The organism is Catellatospora sp. NPDC049111, assembly GCF_040648615.1.
Classification (GTDB): Bacteria; Actinomycetota; Actinomycetes; order Mycobacteriales; family Micromonosporaceae; genus Catellatospora; species Catellatospora aurea.
Genome location: NZ_JBEZEB010000029.1, coordinates 40,218 through 62,406, shown reverse-complemented (window position 1 = coordinate 62,406; position 22,189 = coordinate 40,218). Strand labels below are relative to the sequence as shown.

At 71.0% G+C, this 22,189-nt stretch carries 19 protein-coding genes; 10 read left to right on the top strand and 9 right to left on the bottom strand.

What is annotated here, in order from left to right:
* Positions 1-24 precede the first annotated feature (24 nt).
* From AB0B66_RS30205 to AB0B66_RS30195, 3 genes are read right to left on the bottom strand one after another with little or no spacing between them, the layout of a single operon-like run.
* Positions 25-906 carry a carbohydrate ABC transporter permease gene (locus AB0B66_RS30205; protein WP_360536306.1) on the bottom strand — a complete coding sequence of 294 codons (882 nt, stop codon included), beginning with the start codon at positions 904-906 and terminating at the stop codon, positions 25-27.
* Entirely contained in the window at positions 903-1,844 is a 942-nt protein-coding gene (locus AB0B66_RS30200; protein ID WP_360536304.1) for a sugar ABC transporter permease, read from the bottom strand. The genes AB0B66_RS30205 and AB0B66_RS30200 overlap by 4 nt, the downstream gene beginning before the upstream one ends.
* Positions 1,841-3,862, bottom strand: coding sequence for a beta-galactosidase (locus tag AB0B66_RS30195; RefSeq protein WP_360536302.1), 2,022 nt, complete (start codon positions 3,860-3,862; stop codon positions 1,841-1,843). The genes AB0B66_RS30200 and AB0B66_RS30195 overlap by 4 nt, the downstream gene beginning before the upstream one ends.
* A gap of 156 nt (positions 3,863-4,018) precedes the next feature.
* Here AB0B66_RS30195 and AB0B66_RS30190 point away from each other — a divergent pair, with 156 nt between their 5' ends.
* Positions 4,019-5,038, top strand: coding sequence for a LacI family DNA-binding transcriptional regulator (locus tag AB0B66_RS30190; protein ID WP_360536300.1), 1,020 nt, complete (start codon positions 4,019-4,021; stop codon positions 5,036-5,038).
* 44 nt (positions 5,039-5,082) lie between these two features.
* On the opposite strand, the gene AB0B66_RS30185 is transcribed toward AB0B66_RS30190, so the two are convergent.
* Entirely contained in the window at positions 5,083-5,364 is a 282-nt protein-coding gene (locus tag AB0B66_RS30185) for a DUF3303 family protein (protein WP_360536356.1), read from the bottom strand.
* Positions 5,365-5,470: 106 nt separating this feature from the next.
* A complete protein-coding gene (locus AB0B66_RS30180; protein ID WP_360536298.1) occupies positions 5,471-6,949 on the bottom strand; it encodes a tetratricopeptide repeat protein in 1,479 nt (492 codons plus the stop codon).
* Between the two features lie 160 nt (positions 6,950-7,109).
* Here AB0B66_RS30180 and mraY point away from each other — a divergent pair, with 160 nt between their 5' ends.
* The 3 genes from mraY to AB0B66_RS30165 all read left to right on the top strand — a co-directional run bounded on the left by mraY (position 7,110) and on the right by AB0B66_RS30165 (position 12,514).
* Complete coding sequence (mraY, locus tag AB0B66_RS30175; protein ID WP_360536296.1) at positions 7,110-8,207, top strand: phospho-N-acetylmuramoyl-pentapeptide-transferase; 1,098 nt, start codon at positions 7,110-7,112, stop codon at positions 8,205-8,207.
* A 363-nt stretch (positions 8,208-8,570) separates the two neighbouring features.
* Complete coding sequence (locus AB0B66_RS30170; RefSeq protein ID WP_360536294.1) at positions 8,571-9,161, top strand: hypothetical protein; 591 nt, start codon at positions 8,571-8,573, stop codon at positions 9,159-9,161.
* 683 nt (positions 9,162-9,844) lie between these two features.
* Positions 9,845-12,514: an MXAN_6230/SCO0854 family RING domain-containing protein gene (locus tag AB0B66_RS30165; protein ID WP_360536292.1), complete on the top strand. Its 2,670-nt coding sequence runs from the start codon at positions 9,845-9,847 to the stop codon at positions 12,512-12,514.
* 77 nt (positions 12,515-12,591) lie between these two features.
* On the opposite strand, the gene AB0B66_RS30160 is transcribed toward AB0B66_RS30165, so the two are convergent.
* The 3 genes from AB0B66_RS30160 to AB0B66_RS30150 all read right to left on the bottom strand — a co-directional run bounded on the left by AB0B66_RS30160 (position 12,592) and on the right by AB0B66_RS30150 (position 14,110).
* Positions 12,592-12,912, bottom strand: coding sequence for an N-acetyltransferase (locus tag AB0B66_RS30160; protein ID WP_360536290.1), 321 nt, complete (start codon positions 12,910-12,912; stop codon positions 12,592-12,594).
* A complete protein-coding gene (locus AB0B66_RS30155) occupies positions 12,909-13,436 on the bottom strand; it encodes a carboxymuconolactone decarboxylase family protein (RefSeq protein ID WP_360536288.1) in 528 nt (175 codons plus the stop codon). Before AB0B66_RS30155 ends, AB0B66_RS30160 begins: the two co-directional genes overlap by 4 nt.
* A 113-nt stretch (positions 13,437-13,549) precedes the next feature.
* Positions 13,550-14,110: a YceI family protein gene (locus AB0B66_RS30150; RefSeq protein WP_360536286.1), complete on the bottom strand. Its 561-nt coding sequence runs from the start codon at positions 14,108-14,110 to the stop codon at positions 13,550-13,552.
* A 135-nt stretch (positions 14,111-14,245) separates the two neighbouring features.
* Between AB0B66_RS30150 and AB0B66_RS30145 the strand changes: the two genes are divergently transcribed.
* From AB0B66_RS30145 to AB0B66_RS30130, 4 genes are all read left to right on the top strand, one after another.
* The gene (locus tag AB0B66_RS30145) at positions 14,246-14,695 is read left to right on the top strand and encodes a MarR family transcriptional regulator (RefSeq protein ID WP_360536284.1); all 450 of its coding nucleotides are present in this window, start codon (positions 14,246-14,248) and stop codon (positions 14,693-14,695) included.
* A 304-nt stretch (positions 14,696-14,999) separates the two neighbouring features.
* A complete protein-coding gene (locus AB0B66_RS30140) occupies positions 15,000-16,094 on the top strand; it encodes a GDSL-type esterase/lipase family protein (protein WP_360536282.1) in 1,095 nt (364 codons plus the stop codon).
* A 91-nt stretch (positions 16,095-16,185) separates the two neighbouring features.
* Positions 16,186-16,911: an SDR family NAD(P)-dependent oxidoreductase gene (locus tag AB0B66_RS30135; protein ID WP_360536280.1), complete on the top strand. Its 726-nt coding sequence runs from the start codon at positions 16,186-16,188 to the stop codon at positions 16,909-16,911.
* 251 nt (positions 16,912-17,162) lie between these two features.
* The gene (locus AB0B66_RS30130) at positions 17,163-18,347 is read left to right on the top strand and encodes a glycosyltransferase family 4 protein (protein ID WP_360536279.1); all 1,185 of its coding nucleotides are present in this window, start codon (positions 17,163-17,165) and stop codon (positions 18,345-18,347) included.
* A 72-nt stretch (positions 18,348-18,419) separates the two neighbouring features.
* Here AB0B66_RS30130 and AB0B66_RS30125 read toward each other — a convergent pair whose 3' ends face one another.
* Positions 18,420-19,631 carry an MFS transporter gene (locus AB0B66_RS30125; protein WP_360536277.1) on the bottom strand — a complete coding sequence of 404 codons (1,212 nt, stop codon included), beginning with the start codon at positions 19,629-19,631 and terminating at the stop codon, positions 18,420-18,422.
* Positions 19,632-19,689: 58 nt separating this feature from the next.
* Here AB0B66_RS30125 and AB0B66_RS30120 point away from each other — a divergent pair, with 58 nt between their 5' ends.
* Together AB0B66_RS30120 and AB0B66_RS30115 are read left to right on the top strand one after the other, a co-directional pair.
* A complete protein-coding gene (locus AB0B66_RS30120; RefSeq protein ID WP_360536275.1) occupies positions 19,690-20,664 on the top strand; it encodes a helix-turn-helix transcriptional regulator in 975 nt (324 codons plus the stop codon).
* A gap of 117 nt (positions 20,665-20,781) precedes the next feature.
* Complete coding sequence (locus AB0B66_RS30115; RefSeq protein ID WP_360536273.1) at positions 20,782-22,179, top strand: cytochrome P450; 1,398 nt, start codon at positions 20,782-20,784, stop codon at positions 22,177-22,179.
* Positions 22,180-22,189 lie beyond the last annotated feature (10 nt).

Genomic DNA, 22,189 nt, shown 5'->3' with positions numbered 1-22,189 from the left:
TCACTTGCGGGGGAGAGGGGGGTGTTACTTGACCGCGCCGGTGCTGATTCCGGTGCGCCAGAACCGCTGGAGCAGCAGGAACGCCACGGCGAGGGGGGCGATGGAGATCAGCGAGCCGACGATGACCATGCCGCGCAGCTCGGGCACCTGGGCGATCTGGGTGTTCCAGGAGTAGAGGCCGAGGGTGACCGGGAACAGCCGCTCGTCGCTGAGCATGATCAGCGGGAGCAGGAAGTTGTTCCAGACGGCCACGAAGTGGAACAGGAAGATCGTCACCAGCGCGGGGGACATCAGCCGGGCGGAGATGGTGAAGAACGTGCGGATCTCGCCGGAGCCGTCGATACGGGCGGCCTCCAGCAGCCCGTCGGGCACACCGGAGGTGGCGTAGACCCGGGCCAGGTACACCCCGAACGGGTTGACGAGGCTGGGCAGGAACACCGCCCAGAACGTGTTGGTGGCCTGGACCTGGCTGAAGATGAGAAACAGTGGCAGCGCGAGCGCCGTGGCGGGCACGAGCACGCCGCTGAGCACCACGTTGAAGATCAGTTCACGGCCGGGGAAGCGGTACTTGGCCAGCGCGTAGCCGCACATGGCGGCCAGCAGGGTGCCCAGCAGCGCCGCGCCGCCGGTGTAGAGGACGCTGTTGAGCGTCCACCGCAGGAAGACCCCGTCGCGGTAGGCGATCAGCTCGCGGATGTTGTCGGCCAGGTGGAAGTCGGCGAACCACAGCGGGCTGGTCCCGGTGAACTGCTCGCGGTTCTTGGTGGCGCCGACGAATAGCCACCACAGCGGCAGCAGGAAGTAGACGGTGCAGACGCCCATGATGAGCATCGCCGCGGAGCGGGGAACGGTGCTGTGGTCGCGGCGGCGGACGGTCTCGGCGGGGGTGGTCGGGTGGGTGGTCACTGGATGCCCCTGCGCTGGGTGGCCTTGAGGAAGGCGAAGGACAGGACGAAGGTGGTCAGGGCCAGTACCACGGAGAAGGCCGCGGCCAGGTTGAAGTTGGGGATGGCCGACATGGAGAAGACCGTCATGTTCGGGGTGTAGGTGCTGGACACGGCGGAGCTGAAGCTGCGGAACACCTGCGGTTCGGACAGCAGCTGGAGCGTGCCGATGATGGAGAAGACGGTGGTGAGCACGATCGCGGGCAGCACCAGGGGGATCTTGATCGACCAGGCGATGCGCAGCCGGCCGGCACCGTCGAGGCGGGCGGCTTCGTACATCTCGGTGGGGATCGCCATCAGCGCCGAGTAGATGATCAGCATGTTGTAGCCGACGTACACCCAGGTGACGACGTTGGCGATGGACCACAGCACGGTGTCGGCCGACAGCAGGTCGACGGCGCTGGTGATCGGTTTGAGCGGCGACAGGTTCGGCGAGTAGAGGAAGCCCCACATGATCGCGGCGACCACGCCCGGCACGGCGTACGGGACGAAGAACGCCAGCCGGAAGAACCGCCGCCCCGTGACCAGCCCCGAATCGAGCAGCAGGGCCAGCGCCAGGGCGATTCCGAGCATGATCGGGACCTGGACCGCGCCGAAGGCCAGCATCCGCCCGACGGAAGCCCAGAACGGACCGTCGCTGAACACCAGCCGGTACTGCGCCAGGCCGCCGAAGACCTCCTGGGCGGGGCCGTACGTTCCGGTGCGCTGCACGACGTACAGCGACTGGACGACCGCGTAGCCGATCGGGACGACGTAGAACAGCAGGAACAGGACCGCGAACGGTGCAACGAAAAGGGTGACGGCGCGGGCGTAGCGGTGCCTGCCGCGCCGGGCGGGTCCGGCGCGTTCGACCGGAGCTGCCGGTCCGGCCTGCGGCTGGTGGGTGGCGACCTGGGTCATCGGGTGATCTCCTGTCTGAGCACGCGGACCGTACCGGCCGGGACCCGCAGCACCGCGCCGACGTGTTCGCCGGTGACCAGCTCGCGGCCGGTGGCGGGGTGCTCGATGTCCTTGGCACCGTGGTTGATCACGAAGGTGTAGCGGTGGCTGTCGCTGCGCCGGTGCACGACCTCGACGGTGCCGTCGCTTTCCGGGCCGACGGCGGTGACGGCCGCCTCGCGCAGGGCGCGGCGCAGCACGTCGCGCAGGTCCGCCGGCTCCAGGGCGGTGGCGACGTACCAGGCCTGGCCCGCTCCGTGGCGGTTGCGGGTCACCGCCGGGACCCCGGGCAGGGGCCCGTCGGCGTACCGGTCGACGGTGTCGGCGGTGGTGGTGCGCAGCAGCTCGGTCCAGACGGCGGCACGCGCCCCGCTGTCCAGGCCGACCTCGTCGCCGGGCAGCAGCGGCACGAACTCCTCGACCACCACGCCGAGCAGGTCGCGGAACGCCCCGGGGTAGCCGCCGAGCCGTACGCGGTCGTGCCGGTCGACGATCCCGCTGTAGAACGTCACCACGGCATGCCCGCCGGCCTGCACGAACGCGGTCAGCTCGGCGGCTTCGGCGTCGGAGACCATGTGCAGGCAGGGCACCACCACCGCGCGGTACCGGCTCAGGTCCGCGCCGGGAGCCACGACGTCGGTGGTGACGCCGAGTTCGCGCAGCGCCCGGTGGGCCGCGTGGACCTGGTCGAGGTAGCGCATCGCCTGCGACGGCCGGGCCTCGGTGTCGGCCGCCCACCAGGACTCCCAGTCGAACAGCAGTGCGGTGTCGGCGGCGACGGTGCTGCCGGCGACCTCGTCGAGCCGGTCGAGGGTCGCCGACAGGTCGAGGACCTCGCGCCACAGCGCCGTGTCGGTGCCCGCGTGGGGCACCATCGCGGAGTGGAACTTCTCCGCGCCCTGCGCGGAGGCGCGCCACTGGAAGAAGCACAGGGCGTCCGCGCCCCGCGCGACGTGGGTCAGCGAGTTGCGCAGCAGCTGGCCCGGGGCCTTGGGCAGGTTGTGGGGCTGCCAGTTGACCGCGCCGGTGGACTGCTCCATGAGCATCCACGGCCGCCCGCCGGCCAGGCCGCGGGTCAGGTCGGCGGCGAACGACAGCTCGGCGGCGGGGGCGGCCAGCCGGTGGTCGAGGTAGTGGTCGTTGGCGATGACGTCCATCGCCGGGGCCCACTTCCAGTAGTCGAGGTTGCGGATGTGCGCGGTGACCATGAAGTTCGTGGTGATCGGCGCGCTGGAGTGCCCGCGCAGGATGTCGGCCTCGGCCAGGTAGCACTCCAGCAGCGCGTCCGAGCTGAACCGGTGGAAGTCGACGAGCTGGGCGGGGTTGCGGGTGGACAGCGTCAGCCGGGGCGGGGCGATCTCGGCCCAGTCGCCGTAGCGCTGGCTCCAGAACGCGGTGCCCCAGGCCCGGTTGAGGCTGTCGAGGTCGCCGTAGCGGCGCACGAGCCATTCGCGGAAGGCCTGCGCGCTGGCCTCGTCGTAGCACAGGGCGTTGTGGCAGCCGAGTTCGTTGGACACGTGCCACATCGCCAGGGCCGGGTGGTCGCCGTAGCGCTGCGCCACCTGCTCGACCAGGGCGAGCGCGTGGTCGCGGAAGACCGGCGAGCTGGGGCAGAAGGCCTGCCTGCCGCCGGGGAACCGGGTCGTGCCGTCGGCGGTGACGGGCAGGACCTCGGGGTGGCGGTGGGTCAGCCAGGGCGGGGGAGAGGCGGTGCCGGTGCCGAGGTTGACGGCGATGCCGTTGGCGTGCAGCAGCTCGATGATCGTGTCGAGGGCGGTGAAGTCGTACCGGCCGGGCTGCGGCTCGAGGTTCGACCAGCCGAAGATGTTGACGGCGACGAGGTCGACGCCTGCGGCGCGCATGAGGCGCATGTCTTCGTGCCAGACCTCTTCGGGCCACTGCTCGAAGTTGTAGTCACAGCCGAGCCCGATGCCGGTGTACGGCATCGGTGCGGGGTGTGATCGTGCCCGGTCCGGCATGAGCCTTCCTTACGTGTTCGCGTTGTGCCTGTTCAAACCATGTGTGCTCGTGCACACATCACGGCGGGGTGCCCACCGGGTTACCGATGTGTGAACGAGCACACACGCTAGCCATGGCGGTGGGTCGCGTCAATAGCGTCGTTTACAGTGGCGGTCGTGACAGCCTCCGGAGCGCCCCGGCGATCGACGGTGAAGGACATCGCCGCAGCCGCGGGGGTGTCCCGCGGCACGGTGAACCGGGTGCTCAACGGCGGATACGTCTCCCCGGAGGCCCGCACCGCCATCGAGGCGGCCATCGCCGAGGTCGGCTACGTGCCCAACACCGCCGCCCGCAACCTCAAACGCCGCCGCTCCGAAGCCGTCGGCTTCCTGGCCCTGGAACCGCACGCGGTCCTGCTGGAAGACCCCAACATCGGCGCGATCATGCTCGGCGCCAACGCGGTGCTGTCGCTGGCCGGCTACCAGATGGTCAGCCTGGTCATCGACTCCGACCGCGACACCGAGCGCGTGGCCCGCTACCTGTCCGGCGGCTTCGTCGACGGGGCGATCATCGTCTCCGCCCGCGCCTACGACCCGATCACCAGACTCATCGGGCAGATCGCCATGCCCGCGGTGTTCATCGGCCACCCGCCCGACCTGGCCAACACCATCCCGTTCGTCGGGATCGACAACGTCGGCTCCGCCCGGGAGATCACCTCACGGCTGATCGCCACCGGCCGGCGCCGGATCGGCATGATCGCCTGCGCCCTCAACCGCGACTCCGGCGGGGACCGCCTCGACGGGTTCCGCCAGGCGCTGGGCGACCGGTTCGACTCTGCCCTGGTCGCCGAGGTCCCGCACTACGACTACCTCGGCGGCGTCAACGGCATGCGCGAGCTGCTGGAACGCGAACCCGCCATCGACGGAGTGTTCGCCGCCTCCGACGCGGTGGCGGCCGGGGCGATGCAGGTGCTGCGCGAGGCGGGCCGGGACGTGCCCGGCGACGTCGGCGTCGTCGGCTTCGACGACAGCGCGTGGGCGGCGCGCACCCAGCCGTCGCTGTCGACCGTCCACCAGCCCGCCCGCGAGATCGGCCGGCACGCCGCCGAACTCGTCCACCGCCAGATCAGCGGGGACACCGACGTGCCGCGCAGCCTCGTGCTGCCCTCGCCCGTCGTCTGGCGCCACTCGGCCTGAACCGGGCAGTCAACGCAGATCGGCTCGCGCCGACGCCCCGTTCGTCACGCCGACCCGGGCGTCGGTCGATCTGCGTTGACCACTGCGGACGCCTGACTGCTGGTGATCACCGGGATCACCTCGAACTCGACCAGGTCGGTCCACTGCGCGATCCAGGCCGTCAGCAACGTGAGGTCGTCGCACTCCATGAGCTGGAAGCAGCGGCCGAGGTTGGCTTCGACCCAACTGTCGACGTACCGCAGTCCGTCGGGGAGCAGGCGTCCACGATCACGTGCTCGCTCGTACACCGGCCGGGCGTCTCCGCCACGAAACCGTTCCACCACCATGAACAGCACGACCATTGATGGTAAGGGACCGTACCTTCCTGACCGCTGCGGCCCTGCCTGAACGGCCGGCGCACGGCCCCTCCCGTCCGAAACCGTCGAGCCCAGGTCAGCCCGCGTACCTAGGGCTGGTCAGGCGGCGGCGGAACTCCGCGTGAGCGGATTGGACGACGCCGTTGAGGCGTTCGAGTTCGTCCTGGGTCGGTTCGCGACGCAGCTCGACATCGATCTTGAAGTCGCCGTCGACGATCGCGACATCCAGGCGGGCGAGCAGGTCGGCCGGCATCCTGCCGGCGACGAAGTCGCGGAACGCGTCCGTGATCGTGGTCTGCATGTCGCCGCAGCCGCAACTGCGCCCGTCCATGACCGCACCGAGGTGGCTGCGGCCGACCATCGCGTCCGGATGCACCGGGTCCAGAGCGGACAGTCCTTCCTCCAGAACGGTCCGCGCCTGCTCCAGGCGACCCTCATGCTGCAGGAACAGGCCGAAGGCGACATCGGCCCGGCCGAGGGTCTCACCGTCGCGGCCGCGGCGGGCCTGTGCCACCGCCTCACCGAGCCGCTGCTCGGCCAGGTGCGTCTGCCCGGCCTCCCGCAGCGCCAGGCCCCAGTTGCGCAGCACCTGGCTGGCCAGCTCCGGGCTGCCGATGCGCTCCGCCCGGGCGTACGCCGACGCGTAGGTCCGTAGCGCCCCGTCCTCGTCGCCCACCTCGCTCTGCGCCATCGCCAGCCCGAGCGCCGCCATGAGCGCCTGCTCGGCCAAACCCTGCCGGTCGTAGGACGCCAGGACCCGCTGGATCGCGTCGACGCGCCCGGCCTGGTCGCCGCGGTCGCGGCCGCTGTTGGCGAGCATGGACAGCACGTTGAGGGTCGCCTGGTGATCCTCGCCGAGCCGGGCCTCCAGCGTACGAACCAGGACCTTCAGTACGGCCGCGAAGATCTCCGGGTCGCCCTGGCCGTGCCGGCTCTGCACCGACTGCGCCACCTGCTCGATGAGCTGGTCAGGCAACTGGTCCAGCGGCGGGAACAGCGGCTCGCCGGTGGCTTCGGCCGCCACGATCTCGGCGCGCAGCGCCAGCGCCGACGTCACATGCGGATGGCCGTTGCGCCAGAAGTTGTCGACGGTCTCCTCGACGACCTGGCGCGCCCGCCGCAGGTCCCCGCGCTGGAGCAGCAGTTCGGCCAGCGGTTCGAGACCGAAGGCGTACCCGGGGTGCTCCCGGCCGTAGAAAGCCATGCGGTCCTGCGCGCCGCGGCGCAGCTCCTCCTCGGACTCGTCGAGCCGCCCGGCCATCCGCAGCGCCAGGCCCAGGTTGAGCCGGTACGTCAGGTGGTCCTTGCGCAACTGCGGGTCGTCGGCGGACGCGGTGGTCGCCTGGCGGTAGCACTCGATCGCACGGCCGACCTGGTCGGCGTTGAGCAGCACGTTGCCGAGGTCGCACTGGGCCGAGGCCCAGGCCTGGCTGCCGTGGCCGTGCGTCGCCGTGACCGCCTGCAGCTCACGCGCCATGATTTCTTCGGCTTGGGCCAGCCGGCCCTGCTGCAGCAGGGCGAAGGCCGCCTCGATCGGGGAGGTAGATGACGTCACGTCGCGGGAGTCTAGGTGCGGTGGACGACGTTGTGGGGGCAAGATCAGCCGGGACCGGCTTCCTCCCTCGCGTCTTCGCTGGGGCAGCCTCGGCGAGCGGGCATCCGTACACTGGGCGGCTCAGTGATCTTGCCTGGTCCCCTCAGGAGGTAACTGCCCGATGATTTCCTCGGTCGTCGCTGCCGCCGTGGCGTTCGTGTTCGCTTTGCTGTGCACGCCGCTGGCCATTCGCGCGCTGGCCCGGCTGCGGGCCGGTCAACCGATCCGCGACATCAATCCGGCCGCGCACCAGGTCAAACGAGGCACCCCGACGATGGGCGGGCTGGTCTTCATCGTCGGCACCGTGCTGGCCTACATCGTCGGCCACCTGGTGATGAACGTGCTGCCGACGGAGCAGATCGTTCCGCCGGGGCCGACGATGACCGGGTTCGTCCTGCTCGGGTTGATGGTGTTCTGCGGCGGCATCGGGTTCGTCGACGACTTCCTGAAGGTCACGAAGAAGAACACCGCCGGTCTGAGCGGGCGCTGGAAGCTGGCGCTGCAGCTCATCATCGGCACCGGATTCGGCGTGGTGGCGCTGGGCTTTCCGAGTACGGCCGGGCTGTCGGTGGCCGGCACGCGGTTGTCGTTCGTCCGGGAGATCAGCTGGCTGGAGGTGGGCCAGGTCGGCGCCGTGGTCGTCTTCATCGCGGTCGTCATGGCCTCCACGAACGCCGTCAACCTCACCGACGGGCTCGACGGCCTGGCCACCGGAACGTCGATCATCGTGCTGGGCGCGTACGGGCTGATCTCGTTCTGGCAGTACCGGCACTGGTGCGCCGATCCGGCGGCGCAGGCGGCGCTGTGCTTCGACACCAGGGACCCGCTGGAGACGGCGCTGATCGCCGGTGCCGCCGCCGGGGCGCTGCTCGGATTCCTGTGGTGGAACACGTCACCGGCCCGGATCATCATGGGCGACACCGGTTCCATGGCGCTCGGCGGGCTCATCGCCGGGCAGGCGGTCGCCACCCGAACCGTGCTGCTGCTGCCGATCCTGGCCGCGCTGTTCGTGACCATCACCATGTCGCGGATCATCCAGTACACGTCGTTCAAGACGACCGGCAAGCGGGTGTTCCGAATGTCGCCGCTGCACCACCACTTCGAACTGGTGGGCTGGCACGAGGTCACGATCGTGACCCGGTTCTGGATCATCGCCGGCGCCGGGGTGGCCGCCGCGCTGGGCCTGTTCTACGGCGACCACCTCAGCCGGCTGCCCTGACGAGCCGACAGCCGGAATCGCCCGGTCCCACACCTGCGGGTCCAAGTCGCGGGCAATATGGGCAGGGTCCGTAGCCGTTGTCCGCAACAACTCGGCGAATTCCGCGGCGATGCGCTGAGCCTCACCGGCGGCCACCTCCCGGCCGATCAACGCCGCGGCGCTGCCGACCCACCGGTCAGGGTCTCTGGCGAACAGGGTCCAAGCGAAGTCGAACAGGACGGTTGTCACGGGTTTCGAAGCCACCAGGTCAACCTAGATCAGCGGGACGACTCCCGAGATCGGGCACGGCAGTGCCAGGCCGGCGTAACGCCGCCGGCTCGAGCAACCTGTGTGTCGTCGTGTCGACGCCGGATGAACCCGTAAGTGGCCGACAAAACCAAACAGTTGCCGGGGCTGGGTGGAGGAGCCAGCGTGTCGCAGGACGTCGCTAATGTGCCTCGCATGCCGCGCAAGAGCTTCTACGATCTCAACTTCCGGGTGTCTTCGGGCGGTGCCCGCAAGGACGCCCACTACATCCGGGGCGACCTCGCCGAGATCAAGGCTGACCTGGCGGCCGAGCTCGCCGAGGGTGTCAACCTCTACCTGCTCTGCTGGTATGGCGCCGAGCTGACACTCGACGTCCATCAGCACGGTGCACGGCTTGAGTCGATCGACCTGCATCCGTACCTGACGATCTCCGTCGAGGGCCACCCGGACGTCACCTTCACCGGCCCGGGCGAGCCCGTCGGCTGGGACTTCGAAGAGGACGAGGAGACCGACGAGGGCAGCCTGTCTGATCAACTTTTCGTCGGGGACCTCGAGGACCGGACCACGGTGACCGTGCACTGGGACCGGATCGGCGTGCCGCCGCTGCGCGGCGACGTGGTCGGGCGCGGCGATCTGGTGACGCTTGACGGCCGGCGGCCTCGTGAGGAGGACGCCATCCCCTACGGCTTCACGGATCTCGAGTCGTAGGCAAGCGGGATCAGAGCCCGCTGCGGGAACGTGAGAGGTGTGGACCAGCCATCGAGGACCGTGCATGACATGGCCGGAGCGGGAGACGTTGATAGTGACGTCCGGCATGCTGTGGGCATGACTGAGGAACCGAAAGATCCTTCCGTCCTGTCCGCCGACACCATGTCGGCTTCACCGGCGGTGATCTCAGGGATGCTGGGCCAGCCGTCGCGGGCACCGCGCATCGGTTCTTTGTTCATGGCGTCTCCCCTTGGGAACGCGCTGGAATTACATCCGGGGGCCTTCGCCCGTGGGATCCTGGGCGACGGCCCACGCGCCCTGCTGCTCCGGCGGCAGCGTGCGATCGAAGTCCTCCCAGCTGTCGTAGCCCTCGGGCGCCGGCGGTGCGACGTAGCCGAGCGCCTCGCGCCAGAAACGGCGACGCGCATGGGCTCCGCGCCGTCGAAGGTGACCGGGAACTCTTGATCGACGCCATCGTCACACCATAAACGCAAGATCTTTCGTCGGCCGCCGGGGCCCCGCCGCTGTTTATCGAGTTGTCGCGCCGGGTCGCGTACCCCTAGATTGCTCGACGGCGGGGGCGGCTCCTGGGCGTGCTTCCTTCTCTTCCCTTTGAATGGTTCTAGCGCGTCCGATCTCCGTCCCCGCCCTCACCTCCGCCCGCGTCCGTGCCGGGAGAAACCGTGCCTCTGGCTCCGCCGAACCGTGCCGCCTTCGCCGAGACCGATCCGGTCGCGCTCGCGCTGCTGCGCCGCGGCCTGGTGGCCCCGGGGCTGCTGGCCGACCGGCAGAGGATCAAAGAGCGCGGCACCCCCGCACCCGTCGCCGCGGGCGTACGGGCCCTGGAAGCCGACGCGCTGGCCCTGGGCTACCTGATCGGCCCGCGCCTGCACGCGTACCTGTCCCGCCAGCAGGCCCCCCGCCTGGCGACCCTCGGCCACGGCCTGCTCGCCGCGCTCGCCTCGCTGGTCGGCGCGCACGTGCCGCACCTGCCGCTGTTCAAGAACTTCCCCGCCCGGGTCCCGGCGAGCACCGACGACCTGTTCGTCCAGCGCATGTTCGCCTACCTCCTGCAGTTCAACGAGCTGTCCTGCGTGCTGTGCGGCAAGCAGGGCACGGTCCGCCCGGTTTCGCCGTGCGGGCACCTGGTCTGCGTGACCTGCTGGGACCTGGACCACTACACCGGCTGCCCCATCTGCCACCGCCGCATCGACGAGGCCGACGCCCATCTGGACGCGGCGACCTGGCGGCCATCGGGCATCGTGCCCCACGACCAGGCCCTGGACCCGACCGCCGCACCTCGCCGCGCGGTGCGTCTTGAGCTGGTCGAATACCTCGACGACGAGGTGTACGCCGCCGTCAGCGCGATGCTGTGCCGCCGCACCCCGCTGCGCGAGCAGGAACTCGCCGAACTCGACGCGATGCTCGACTTCACCGGACACCGCGACCTGGCCTGGCTGCCCGACGTCATCGAGGTCCGGGAGACCCGCGCGCACGTCCTGCACCGGCTGCTCACCGACCCGGCACTGGCCGACCGCCTCCCGCAGCTGCTGGACCGGCACGCCACCACCGCCACCGACCTGCTGCGGCTGCTGCACCTGCACAGCGGCGGCGACGCGGGCCTGCGACGGCCGCCGGCCCGTCGCGCCAGCCTGCCGCGCCGCCTGCGCCGGCTGGTGCTGGCGCGGCTGAACACCCTGCCGACCGTGGCGCTGCTCGACGACCTGCACCGCCACCGCGACGCCTGGCTGCGGATGGCCGAGAACCTGCACCCGTTCGAGGAGCCCGCCCGCCACCCCGACGCCGCGATGGCCTTCGCCGCGCTGCGCGGCACCGTGCCCACACCCGGCTCCCCGCTCGACGCCGTGCTCGCCGCCACCGCCGGCCGGCACGCCGGGCTCGTGCACCGCCACCGCGGCCGGGTGCGCTACCGCACGTGGCGCTCCCAGGTCGAGATCGCGCTGCGTGACGGCAACGACGAGCATGCCGTCGCCCTGCTCGCGCAGCGGCCCGGCGAGCTGATGCGCCGCGTGGCGATGCTCGCCCACCGGCACCGCGGCGACACGACGGAGTTCCTGCTCACGGTTGCCGAGGCAGCGGAGAAGGCCGCGCCGGGTGTCGTGCTGGCCGCACTCGGCGCGGTCCGGGCCGCGACTCAGCCCGCCCGCCCTCGGCTGTTCTTCCCGGCGGGTGCGGCGGCCCGGCTGTGGACCACCGCCGACACCCGCCGCCGGCTGCCCGCCGACCTCGGCGGCGAGCTGGAGCAGCTGCTCGTCGAGGAGATGCTGCGCCGGGCCGCCGCGCTGCCTCGGGTCGAGACGGCACTGCTCGACACCGGGCTGACCGACGTCCTGGCGCCGTTCGCCGCGCGCACCGCCTCGACCGCGCTGCTGGACCTGCCCCGCGGCAGCACCCAGCCGCTGCCCGACGGCGACGTCGTGCGGCTGTTCCTGCACTGGACCGAGCCTGAGGGCGTACGCGTCGACCTCGACCTGTCCGTGGCGATGTACGACGTGCACGGCGAGTTCGCCGGGCTGTGCGACTTCACCCGGCTGCGGTTCGGCGACCGCGCCGCGGTGCACTCCGGTGACCTCACCTCCGCACCCGCCCCGCTCGGGGCCAGCGAGTTCGTCGACCTGGACGTGTCGCGGCTGCTCGGCGCAGGCGTGCGTTACCTGGTCATGGTCGTGTTCAGCTACAACGACATCGCGTTCGAGCAGATGACCGACGCGTTCGCCGGTGTCATGGCCAACCCGCCGGGCGGCTCCCTCGGGCGGCGGGGGCCGTTCGCGGCGGGGGGCGACCCGTTCCAGCCGCAGCGGGTCGAGCAGCGCTTCGACCTCACCGGCGCGGACAGGGTCGCGACCCCGCTGGTGGTGGACCTGTATGAGCGGCGTACCCGCTGGCTCGACGCGAAGCTCACCGCCTCCGGCTCCGGGCACCAGGTCGGCGGGTACTCGGTTCAGCTGGGGCGGCTCGCCGTGGCCGCCGACCGGTACTTCGGTGCCGGGTTCCGGGTCAGCATGTGGGAGCTGGCCTGCTGGCACGCCGCCGCTCGCGCGGACCGCGTGCTGGTCCGCGACGGCGTCGTCCGCGGATACGAACGACAGCCGTACGAGCGCGCCGTGGACTTCGCCGCCCGTCTGGTTCACGCCGGCCCGGCCGAGCACGATGAGACGGCGCAGTCCGCACCCGCCGCGTTCGCGGCACTGCTGCACGGTGACGCCGAGCTGACCGACGCCGCCCGCGTGTACGCGCTGTACCACGGCGGACTCGACGCCGCCCGCGTCGACCGGCTCGCGGCCGCGGACCTGGTCGCGCAGCTCGCCCCGATGTCGAAGACGGGCGGCTGACCGGGCCGGTCGGCTCAGGCGGCGGTTCGATCCGGCGTGGCGCTCTCGCCGGTATTCCAGGCGGTGGCGGGTCGCCGTCAGACGACGTCCGGCACCAGTCCGAACCGCTCCCGCTCTTCCTCCGGGACCAGGTCCAGGTAGGTGTCGGCGAGCCGCAGGATGATCTCCCGGACGTACGGGCAGAACGGGCGGACGGCGAGCCCGCGCCGGCGGGCGTCGTCGAGTTCGGCGATCACGAGCTGCCTGGCCAGGCCGCGGCCGCTGAACGCGGGATCGACCTCGGTGTGGGTGAAGGCGATGACGCCTTCGGACAGCTTGTAGGTCGAGAATCCGGCCAGCTGGTCGCCGTCGTGGATCTCGTAGCGGTTCTCGGCGGGGTTGTCGCGGACGGTGATCACTTCGGGTCCTCTCCGGTCGGCCGGCTGCCTCCGTCGCGGGACGGGTCGGTCGGCGCCTGTGGGCTGACGGGGTGTCGGCTGACGATCGAGATCCGGTTGAAGGCGTTCATCGCGATGATCACCCAGCTCAGTGCCGAGATCTCGTCGTCGGTCAGGTGCTGTCTGGCGAAGGCGTAGTGGCGCTCCTGCGCACCGTCGCCGGGCAGGGTGGTGAGCGACTCCGCCAGGGTCAGCGCGGCCCGTTCCTTGTCGGTGAACAGGGACGTGTCGTGCCAGGCGGGCAGGACGGCGATGCGCTGGGGGCTCTCGCCGCCGGCCAGGGTGTCGCGGACGTGGATGTTCAGGCAGTAGGCGCAGCGGTTGAGCTGGGAGACGCGGATGTTGACCAGTTCGACGAGGAGCCGGTCGAGTCCGGCGTCGCGGGTGGCCTGCCGGACCGCTGCGGCGAGGTCGCGTTGTGCGCGATACACCTGGGGATGCTGCTTGTCGATCAGCACCCGGGGCTCGCCGGGTCCGGTGGTCATCGTTTTCCCTTCTCCGCGTTGAGGAATCGATCGGCCGCCCGCGCCCCGCAGCATCCGGTGTTCGCGCTGTGCGCGGCTCGGACGGTGCGGGGCACGCCTGCGGCCTGAGGGCGTCAGCTGTTCTTGACCGCCGACACCTCGAACTCCAGCACGATCTTGTCGCTGACCAGGACACCGCCGGTCTCCAGGGCGGCGTTCCAGGTCACGCCGTAGTCCTTGCGGTTGATCGCCACGGAGCCCTCGAAGCCGACCCGCACCGCGCCGAACGGGTCGGTCGCCGCGCCCTCGTAGGTGAAGGGGACCGTGATCGAGTTGGTGACGCCCTTGATGGTCAGGTCGCCGGTCACCTCGAAGTCCGTGCCGGACGTCTGGCGGATGCCGGTGGACACGAAGGTGATCTCCGGGAACTGCTCCATGGCCAGGAAGTCGTTGCTGCGCAGGTGCTCGTCGCGCTGGGCGTTGCGGGTGTCGATGCTGGCGGCCTTGATGGTCACCTTCGCCGACGAGTTGGCGGGGTTCGCGCCGTCGAGGTAGGCACCGCCTTCGAACTCGTTGAACGCGCCGCGGACCTTGGTCACCATCGCGTGCCGGGCGACGAACCCGATGCGGGTGTGCGCGGGGTCGATGGTGTAGGTGCCGGTCAGGGCGGTCAGGTCGGTGGTGGTCGTGCTCATGGGATTCCTCCGGGGTGTCAGTCTCGGTCACGGTGTAGATGACGTGTCATCCACACAGGGTCAGAACCTACATGACGTATCATTCATTTCCAGGCTGGTACATGATGTGTCATCCATCACGGATAGGGTTGCGGCGTGACCGACACCAGATGGCTCGACGACGACGAGCAGCGCACCTGGCGGGGCTTCCTGCGCCTGCAGCGGCAGCTGATCGGGCAGCTCAACCGCCAGCTCCAGGCCGACTCGGGTCTGTCGCTGGCCGACTACGACGTGCTCGTCCAGCTCACCGACACCCCCGAGGGCCGGCTTCGGCCCTTCGAGCTGCAGACCGAACTGCAGTGGGAGCAGAGCCGCCTGTCGCACCACCTCACCCGCATGCAGCGCCGCGGCCTGATCGACCGCGAGGAGTGCGCCGACGACGGCCGCGGCGCCTTCGTGGTGCTCACCGACGCCGGCCGCGGTGCGATCACCGCCGCCGCCCCCGGCCACGTCGACACGGTCCGCCGCCTGTTCTTCGACCGGCTCACCCCGCAACAGCTGGCCACCGTCCAGCAGGTGTCCGAGCACGTGCTCGACACCGACTGAGACCGCGTGGATCTCCCGAGCACCCGGGTAGGCAGGTCTGCGGCACAGCCGCGCCGGAGGCGCTGGATGAATGCGTCATGCACTGAAGACCAGGCAGCCTGCCCGGATGTGACAGTGGTGCACCTGCGACGCCCGGAGCGGACCCGGACAAGCGTTGCGGAAGTTCGGCTATGAGCCGAAAACGGACAGGCACCTGAGTCGACCGCGCCTGCCGCGGCCATGGTCGGCAATACCCTGGACGGCGAAGAACACCCGAAAAATGCCTTCTGGTAGCCGCGGCAGCGGCACGGAAATGGGGGCGGCCATGATCTGGACAGCCGGTTTCCGTACCGCGGTGATCAGTCCCTACGGGCAGCTGCATTTCAACGAGCCTCGTGGATTCGCCGACCAGACCGTGCGGCAGGTGCTGCACCTGGCAGGCGGGGGAGAGGCCGTCCGGGTACGCCTGACCAACCACTACGGCCGCGACCCGCTGACCGTCGGCGCGGCGACCGTCGCCGTCGACGGGCAACAGACCACCCTCACCCTCGACGCGGCCGAGCAGTTCGTCATCCCGGCAGGCGAAGAAGCCGTCTGCGACCAGATCGACCTTGCTGTCGCCGCGGGAACCGACCTGATCCTGAGCCTCTACCTCCCCGGCACGACCGAGCCGGCCACCTACTCCCACAAGCCCGCCGAAGCCGCGCGGATCGCCGCCGGCAACCAGGTCACGGCCGCCACGCTTCCCGACGCCGAAGACGTGGAATCGCGGTACTACCTCTCGGGCGTCGACGTGCTGGCCCCGGAAGGCACCAAGGTCGCCGTCGCCTTCGGCGACTCCTGGTTCGAAGGGGTCGGCACCACGATCGGCGCGAACCACCGCTCCGTCGACTTCCTCAACCGACGCGTCAGCCAAGGATGGATCGTCAACCAGGGGATCGCGGGCAATCGCCTGCTACGCGACGAGGTCGGCGAGCACGCGCTGGCACGCTTCGACCGCGATGCCCTGTCGATTCCCGCACTGACCCACGTCCTGATCCACTTCGGCATCAACGACCTCGTCCTGCCCGGCATGCTGAACGAGCCGATGCCCACCGCCGACGCCCTGATCGACGGCTTCACCGCGCTGGCCGCACATGCCCACGACGCCGGGCTGAAGATCCTCGCCGCCACCATCGGGCCCTTCGGGGCCGCCGAGATCGGCACACCGGACGGGCTCGCCTTGCGACGCCAGGTCAACGACTGGATCCGTACATCCGACGTGTTCGGCGGCGTGTTCGACTCCGCCGCGGCCGTCGCCGACCCGGCCGCGCCCGACTTCATCCGTCCCGGGTGGGACAGCGGCGACGGGATGCACCTCAACGACGCCGGCGCCGAAGCCATGGCCGCCACCGTCAGCCTCGACGACCTCGTACTCTGACCCACCGGCACGCCGTGACTCGATCCCGGCAATGGAGTACGCGGAAGAACTCCCGATGATCCATGTTGGACATTGCACTAAGATCACCGAGGTGAGTGGTGCGCAGAGTTCGGTGGCGTTGGTGACCGGGGCGAATCGGGGCATCGGCTTGGAGGTCGCCCGGCAGCTCGGCCGATCGGGACATGTGCCGATCATCGGCTCCCGTGATCGTGGCCAAGGCGTGGCGGCGGTGGAGCGGCTCGCCGCCGACGGTGTGGCCGCCGAGTACGTCGAACTGGACGTCACCGACGAGCTGGCGATCCACACGGCCGCCGAATGGATCCGCAGACGGTACGGACACCTGGACGTGCTGGTCAACAACGCGGCCATCGCGGTCGACGACGCGCCGCCGAGCCGCCTGCCGGTCGACGCGTTCCGGCGCACGTTCGAGACGAACGTGGTCGGGGTGTTCGCCGTGACGACGGCGATGCTGCCGCTGCTGCGGGCGGCGCGCGCCGGCCGGATCGTCAACCTGTCGTCGGGGTCCGCGTCGCTGAACCTGACCAGCTCGGCGAACTGGCCGGCGGAGTGGAACGCGGCCGCCTACCCGTCGTCGAAGTCCGCGGTCAACGCGCTGACCGTCCAGTTCGCCACGGAGCTGCGCGGCACCGCGGTGAAGGTGAACGCGGTCGATCCCGGGTACACCCGGACCGGCATGTCGCCCGGCGCGACCCGGACCGCCGCCGAGGCGGCCGCGGTAGTGCTGCGGTTCGCGACGCTGGACGCCGGCGGGCCCACCGGCGGTTTCTTCAACGCCGACGGCCCGATTGCCTGGTGACCTCGGCCCGCGGGCGCACCCTGAGGTCGCTGCCCTGGGCACCACTACTGTGTCGACATGGCTCGGATAATCGTGGCGTCCATGCCCTTCGCCGGACACGTGGGTCCGTTGAACGAGCTCGCCGATCAGGGCCATCCGCACGCCCGAAAGTTGATCGAGGAATTCCGCCTTGGCCGGCCGGCAAACCACACGACCGGGTGAAACATCAGGGCAAAAAGCATGATCCATGTTATTCGGGATACAGCCGCTGCGTGACAGACACACTCGTGGAGGGCGATAAACCGCCCGTATCACTCCCGCAGCTGCAGAGCATCCCGACGGCCGATCCCACCGATCCACTGAAGATCGCGATGGTGGCGCCGCCCTACTTCGACATCCCGCCCGCCGCGTACGGGGGCATCGAAGCCGTCCTGGCCGACCTGTCCAATGCGCTGGTCGAACTAGGGCACACCGTCACATTGATCGGCGCCGGCCGCGACGGCACCCAGGCGGACTTCCGGCCGGTATGGGACCGGGCCGTTCCCGAACGGCTGGGCGAGCCCGGACCCGAGATCATCTACGCGTCGCTCACCCGACGCGTGGTGGAGAGCCTCGCCGCGGCCGGTGAGGTCGACGTGGTCCACGACCACACGTTCGCCGGGCCCCTCAACGCCCCCGCGTACCACGCGCTCGGGCTGCCCACGGTCGCCACCGTGCACGGCCCGGTCGACTCCGAACTGCGCGGCTTCTACCGGACGCTGGGCCGCGACCTGGCCCTGGTGGCGATCAGCCGCAGGCAGCGCTCCCTCGCGCCGGAACTCAACTGGATCGGCACCGTCTACAACGGCCTGCGGCCCCGGGACTGGCCGTTCCAGCGCGCCAAACAGGACTACGCCCTGTTCCTGGGCCGGTTCTGCCCCGACAAGGGCGCGCACACCGCCGTGCTCGCCGCCCACGAGGCCGGACTGCCGCTGATCCTCGCCGGCAAGTGCGCCGAACCGGCCGAGCAGAAGTACTACACCGAGCAGGTGGAGCCGCTGCTCGGCCCGAACGACAAGATGATCGGCGTCGCCGACGCCACCCGCAAGCGCGAACTGCTGGCGAACGCCCGCTGCCTGCTGTTCCCCGTGCAGTGGGAGGAGCCGTTCGGCATGGTGATGATCGAGGCGATGGTCTGCGGCACGCCCGTGGTCGCGCTGCGCGCGGGCGCGGTGCCCGAGGTCGTCGCCGACGGCGTCACGGGGTTCGTCTGCGACGACGCCGGGCAGCTGCCGGACGCGATGCGTGCGGCGGCCCGGCTGGACCCGACCGCCTGCCGCAGGCACGTGGTGCGCGACTTCAGCGACGAGCAGACCGCGTTGGGCTACCTGCAGGCGTACCGGGCCGCGCTCGCGCTGCGAGGGCATGCCCCGCTGGCGAGCACCGCCACGGGACACCCCGGAGACTCGTTCGCGTGATCCGACCGGACCTCCGAGGCGGTGCCGGAGCAGCCGCCTCGGAGGCGTGTCGAGCGCCCTGGGCAGGCCGGGTCAGGTGCCGGCCGGTGCGGGCGCCACGATGGTGACGACCTGCCGCTGTGTCGGACGGGCATGCCGCAGACCGCGGGTGAGTAGCAGCGTCGCGGCCAGCGACAGGAAGGCGATGAGTGACACTGCCCGGTGCGTGGGCAGCACGTCGGCGAGCACACCCGCCAGGGCCGCGAAGACCGCCTGCGCGGTCATCATGCCGTTCTGCTGCAGGCCGAGCACCTGACCGTGTGCGTCTGGCGGGCAGCGGTCGAGCAGCCACTCCTGCAGTGGCAGCGACGCCGCGAAGCCGACCGAGGCGACCAGCGCGAGCACCATCGCCCACCGCAGGCCCGGGTGCAGCAGGAACGCGAGGTACGGCAGCGGAAGCAGGAACCGCAGCGGCTGCACGCACCGTCTGCGGGCGGCCGGAGACAGGAACCGCCCCACCACGACGTCACCGGTGAGCATGCCCAGCGCGCCGGCGGCGAACAGGAATCCGGCGCGGTCCCCGGCGTACGGCAGGAACAGCGCCTCGCAGCCGACGACCAGCCCGCTGGGCAGCCACAGGTTGAGGTAGAGCGCCCGGCATCCGCGATCGGCCCACAGCTGCCGGTTGACCCGCATGGTCCGGGCCGTGGAGGCCCGGTCAGCGGCCCGCGCCTGCCGTTCCCGCAGCCCGAACCACGTCGTCGCGGCGGCCAGCGCCCGCAGCACGGTCGCGATGGCGAACACTTGGTACGGCGTGAGCCAGACCAGCAGGAGCCCGCCCGTCCCGAAACCGGCGATCTGCATGACGCCGACGCTGGCGTTCATCGTCGAGCGGGCCAGCACGTAGCCGCCGGGCGGCAGGATGGCGTTGAGCAGTGACCAGCGGGCTCCGCCGACGATCGACCCGATGTAGGCGACGAGCAGGATGACGGCGAGCCGGACGCCGATCGGCAGTCCGGGGATCGTCTGGGTCGCGGTGCCGGCGAGCGCGACCAGCGCCGCGATCGTCAGCGCGCGACGCGGCGGCAGGCTGTCCGCGGCCGACAGCAGGGTGAAGCTGCCGACCACACCGGCCAGCGGCGCGCCGAACATGCTCAGCGCGGTCAGCGCTGCCGAACCGGTCACGGCGAGGGTCAGCGAGCCCAGCGCGAGCGCGGAGGTGGTGTGCGCGGCGATCCCGGCGCAGTTGGCCACGAACAGGTTGCGGAACTCGCGGACGGCGAACAGCTCCGAATAGGTCTTCACGTTGGTGATCCTCGGGTGCGCGGGCCCGGTGCCGTAGAGTTACGGCTGGAGGCGAAACATGGCGGTGTGGCACGTGCCGGTGGATCTGCTGGCGCGCAGCCGGTTCGCCATCTCGCCGATGACCGACACGGTCGCGGCGCTGCGGGCGCTGCACAGCCCGCACCATCCGTGGCAGTACGCGTGGCGGCGGCCGCACGCGTCCGCGTACCGGCAGATGCTGGATCGGCGGCCGGTGGTGCGGGCGCTGCTGGCCGCGGCGTTCCGGCACCGGTGGTTCGCCGACTTCCTCACCGTCGCACCCGCGAGCGCCGCCCCGGCGTTCGCCGAGGAGCTCGCGGCCGTCGGTGCACGCTCCGCCGAGCAGATCCGCGCCGACCTGCGGGTGGGCACCGCCGGCAGGCTGGATGACATCCTGTGCGGCGACGGGCTGACGGAGGAGGTCGTGTTCCTGCTCGACTGGGTGTGGACGCACACCGTCCTGCCGGAGTGGCCGGTCCGCGAGCAGCGGCTGCGGGCCGACGTCGTCTCCCGCACCTCCGTGCTCGGCGCCGAGGGCTGGGCAGGGGTATTCCCGGACCTGACCGGTGTGCTGCAGTGGTTGGGCGACGGCCTCCTGCAGGTCAACGACCTGCCCGACCCGCCGCTGCCACTCGACCGGGCCGAACAGCTGGTCTTCGTGCCCGCGCACTGCGGCCGCGGCTGGGTGCTGTGGGACCAGCCCACTCGCTTCGGCATCGCGTATCCGGCCCGCGGCACGCTGGCCGCGGTCGCCCAACCCACGGCGGACGGGCTGGACCGGTTGATCGGCCCGAACCGGGCGGTGATCCTGAGACGACTGCGCAGCCCGACGAGCACGTCGCAGTTGGTCGCGCTCACCGGGCTGTCGTTGGGCTCGGTCAGCGACCACCTGCGGGTGCTGCTGGACGCGGGCGCGGTGACCAAGCGGCGTTCCGGACGCGAGGTGCTCTACTGGCGTACCGCTCTCGGCATCGCCCTGACCGGCGATCCAGCCGCCGGTCAGGCGCCCGACTGAGCGGCGGCACGACCCGGCCGACTGCGTCGATCATGGTCGGCACTTCGCGGTTTCGGCTCGTGGCGTACCGGATTCGGCCAGGATGGTGAACGACGTCGAACCCACCGGAGGTGGCCGATGCCGTACCGCACCGAACCCGAACGCCGCCGGCGCCGCAAGCCGTCCGCGCGGGACGGCGTGCCGGGCGCGGCCAGGGTGCGCACCGGGCTGGCCGTCGCCTCGACGCTCGACACCGCGCGCGTGCTGGCCGAGGTGGGGCTGCCGGCGCTCGCCCAAGGGGTGGTGTTGCGCAGGCCCGCCGCGGTGGCCGCCGTTGCGGCGCTGGACGCCGACCGGCGGGCGGTCCGGCTGCTGCAAGGCTTGCGCGAGCGCTACGACACCGACGCGCTCGCCCTGCGGACCTTCGGCCGCGACGTGGTGGTGCTGCTGTCGGCGCAGGCGGTGCACCGGGTCCTCGACGGCACGCCGGTGCCCTACAGCCCGGCGACGGTCGAGAAACGGGCCGCGCTGGGGCACTTCCAGCCCACCGGCGTGCTGATCTCCGCGGAGCCGCTGCGCGCCCGCCGCCGCGCCCTCAACGAGGCCGTGCTGGACACCAACCTGCCGGTGCACCGCCTCGCGAAGGTCATCACCACCGTCGCCCGGCAGGAGATGACGCCGCTGCTGAGCCGGCCCGGCCGACTGGAGTGGCGGCACTTCACCCAGGCGTTCTGGCGGCTGGTGCGCCGGATCGTGCTCGGCGACGACGCCCGCGACGACGTCGGACTCAACGCCCTGCTCGACGCCCTGCGCCAGGACGCGAACTGGGCCTACCTGCGCCCGCGCCGCCACGTGCTGTTCCACCGGTTCCGGCTCCGGCTGGCCACGCACCTGGACCTGGCCGAGCCCGGGAGCCTGGCCTGGCTGCTCGCCCAGCAGGACACCGCACCCGACGTGGACCCGTACGGCCAGGTCCCGCACTGGCTGTTCGCGTTCGACGCCGCGGGCGCGACCGCGTTCCGGACTCTGGCGCTGCTGTCCACCCACGCACCGCAACGCCGCAAGGTGCGGGAAGAACTCGCCGCCTGGGACCCGGCCGGTCCGCCGCTGCTGCCCTACCTGGGCGCGTGCGTGCTGGAGACGGTGCGGCTGTGGCCGACCACGCTGGCGGTGCTGCGGGAGAGCACCGCGGTCACCGTATGGGACCAGACCTCGCTGCCTCGCGGCACCTCGTTCGTGGCCTTCTCGGCGTTGCTGAACCGCGACGGCGAGCACCTGCCCGACGCCGACCGGTTCCGGCCCGAGCGGTGGCTCGACGGCCGGACCGCCCCCGGCACGGCTCTGATCCCGTTCAGCGACGGTCCCGCCGCCTGCCCAGGACGCAGCCTCGTCCTGCAGACCGTGACGGCCGCGCTGGCCACCCTGCTGCGCGACCACGACCTGCGGCTGCACGCCCGCACGAAGCTCGCCGCCGACCAGCCGCTGCCGTACACGCTCGGGCACACCGGGCTCGGGTTCACGGTCACGCCGGCCTGAGCGACACCGG

What these genes read in the sequence shown, in the direction of transcription:
- AB0B66_RS30120 (WP_360536275.1), top strand. Translation starts at nt 19,690, where the DNA reads ATGGCGGTGTGGCACGTGCCGGTGGATCTGCTGGCGCGCAGCCGGTTC.
- AB0B66_RS30115 (WP_360536273.1), top strand. Translation starts at nt 20,782, where the DNA reads ATGCCGTACCGCACCGAACCCGAACGCCGCCGGCGCCGCAAGCCGTCC.
- AB0B66_RS30155 (WP_360536288.1), bottom strand. Translation starts at nt 13,436, where the DNA reads ATGACCACCGGACCCGGCGAGCCCCGGGTGCTGATCGACAAGCAGCAT.
- AB0B66_RS30185 (WP_360536356.1), bottom strand. Translation starts at nt 5,364, where the DNA reads ATGGTGGTGGAACGGTTTCGTGGCGGAGACGCCCGGCCGGTGTACGAG.
- AB0B66_RS30195 (WP_360536302.1), bottom strand. Translation starts at nt 3,862, where the DNA reads ATGCCGGACCGGGCACGATCACACCCCGCACCGATGCCGTACACCGGC.
- AB0B66_RS30150 (WP_360536286.1), bottom strand. Translation starts at nt 14,110, where the DNA reads ATGAGCACGACCACCACCGACCTGACCGCCCTGACCGGCACCTACACC.
- AB0B66_RS30200 (WP_360536304.1), bottom strand. Translation starts at nt 1,844, where the DNA reads ATGACCCAGGTCGCCACCCACCAGCCGCAGGCCGGACCGGCAGCTCCG.
- AB0B66_RS30140 (WP_360536282.1), top strand. Translation starts at nt 15,000, where the DNA reads ATGATCTGGACAGCCGGTTTCCGTACCGCGGTGATCAGTCCCTACGGG.
- mraY (WP_360536296.1), top strand. Translation starts at nt 7,110, where the DNA reads ATGATTTCCTCGGTCGTCGCTGCCGCCGTGGCGTTCGTGTTCGCTTTG.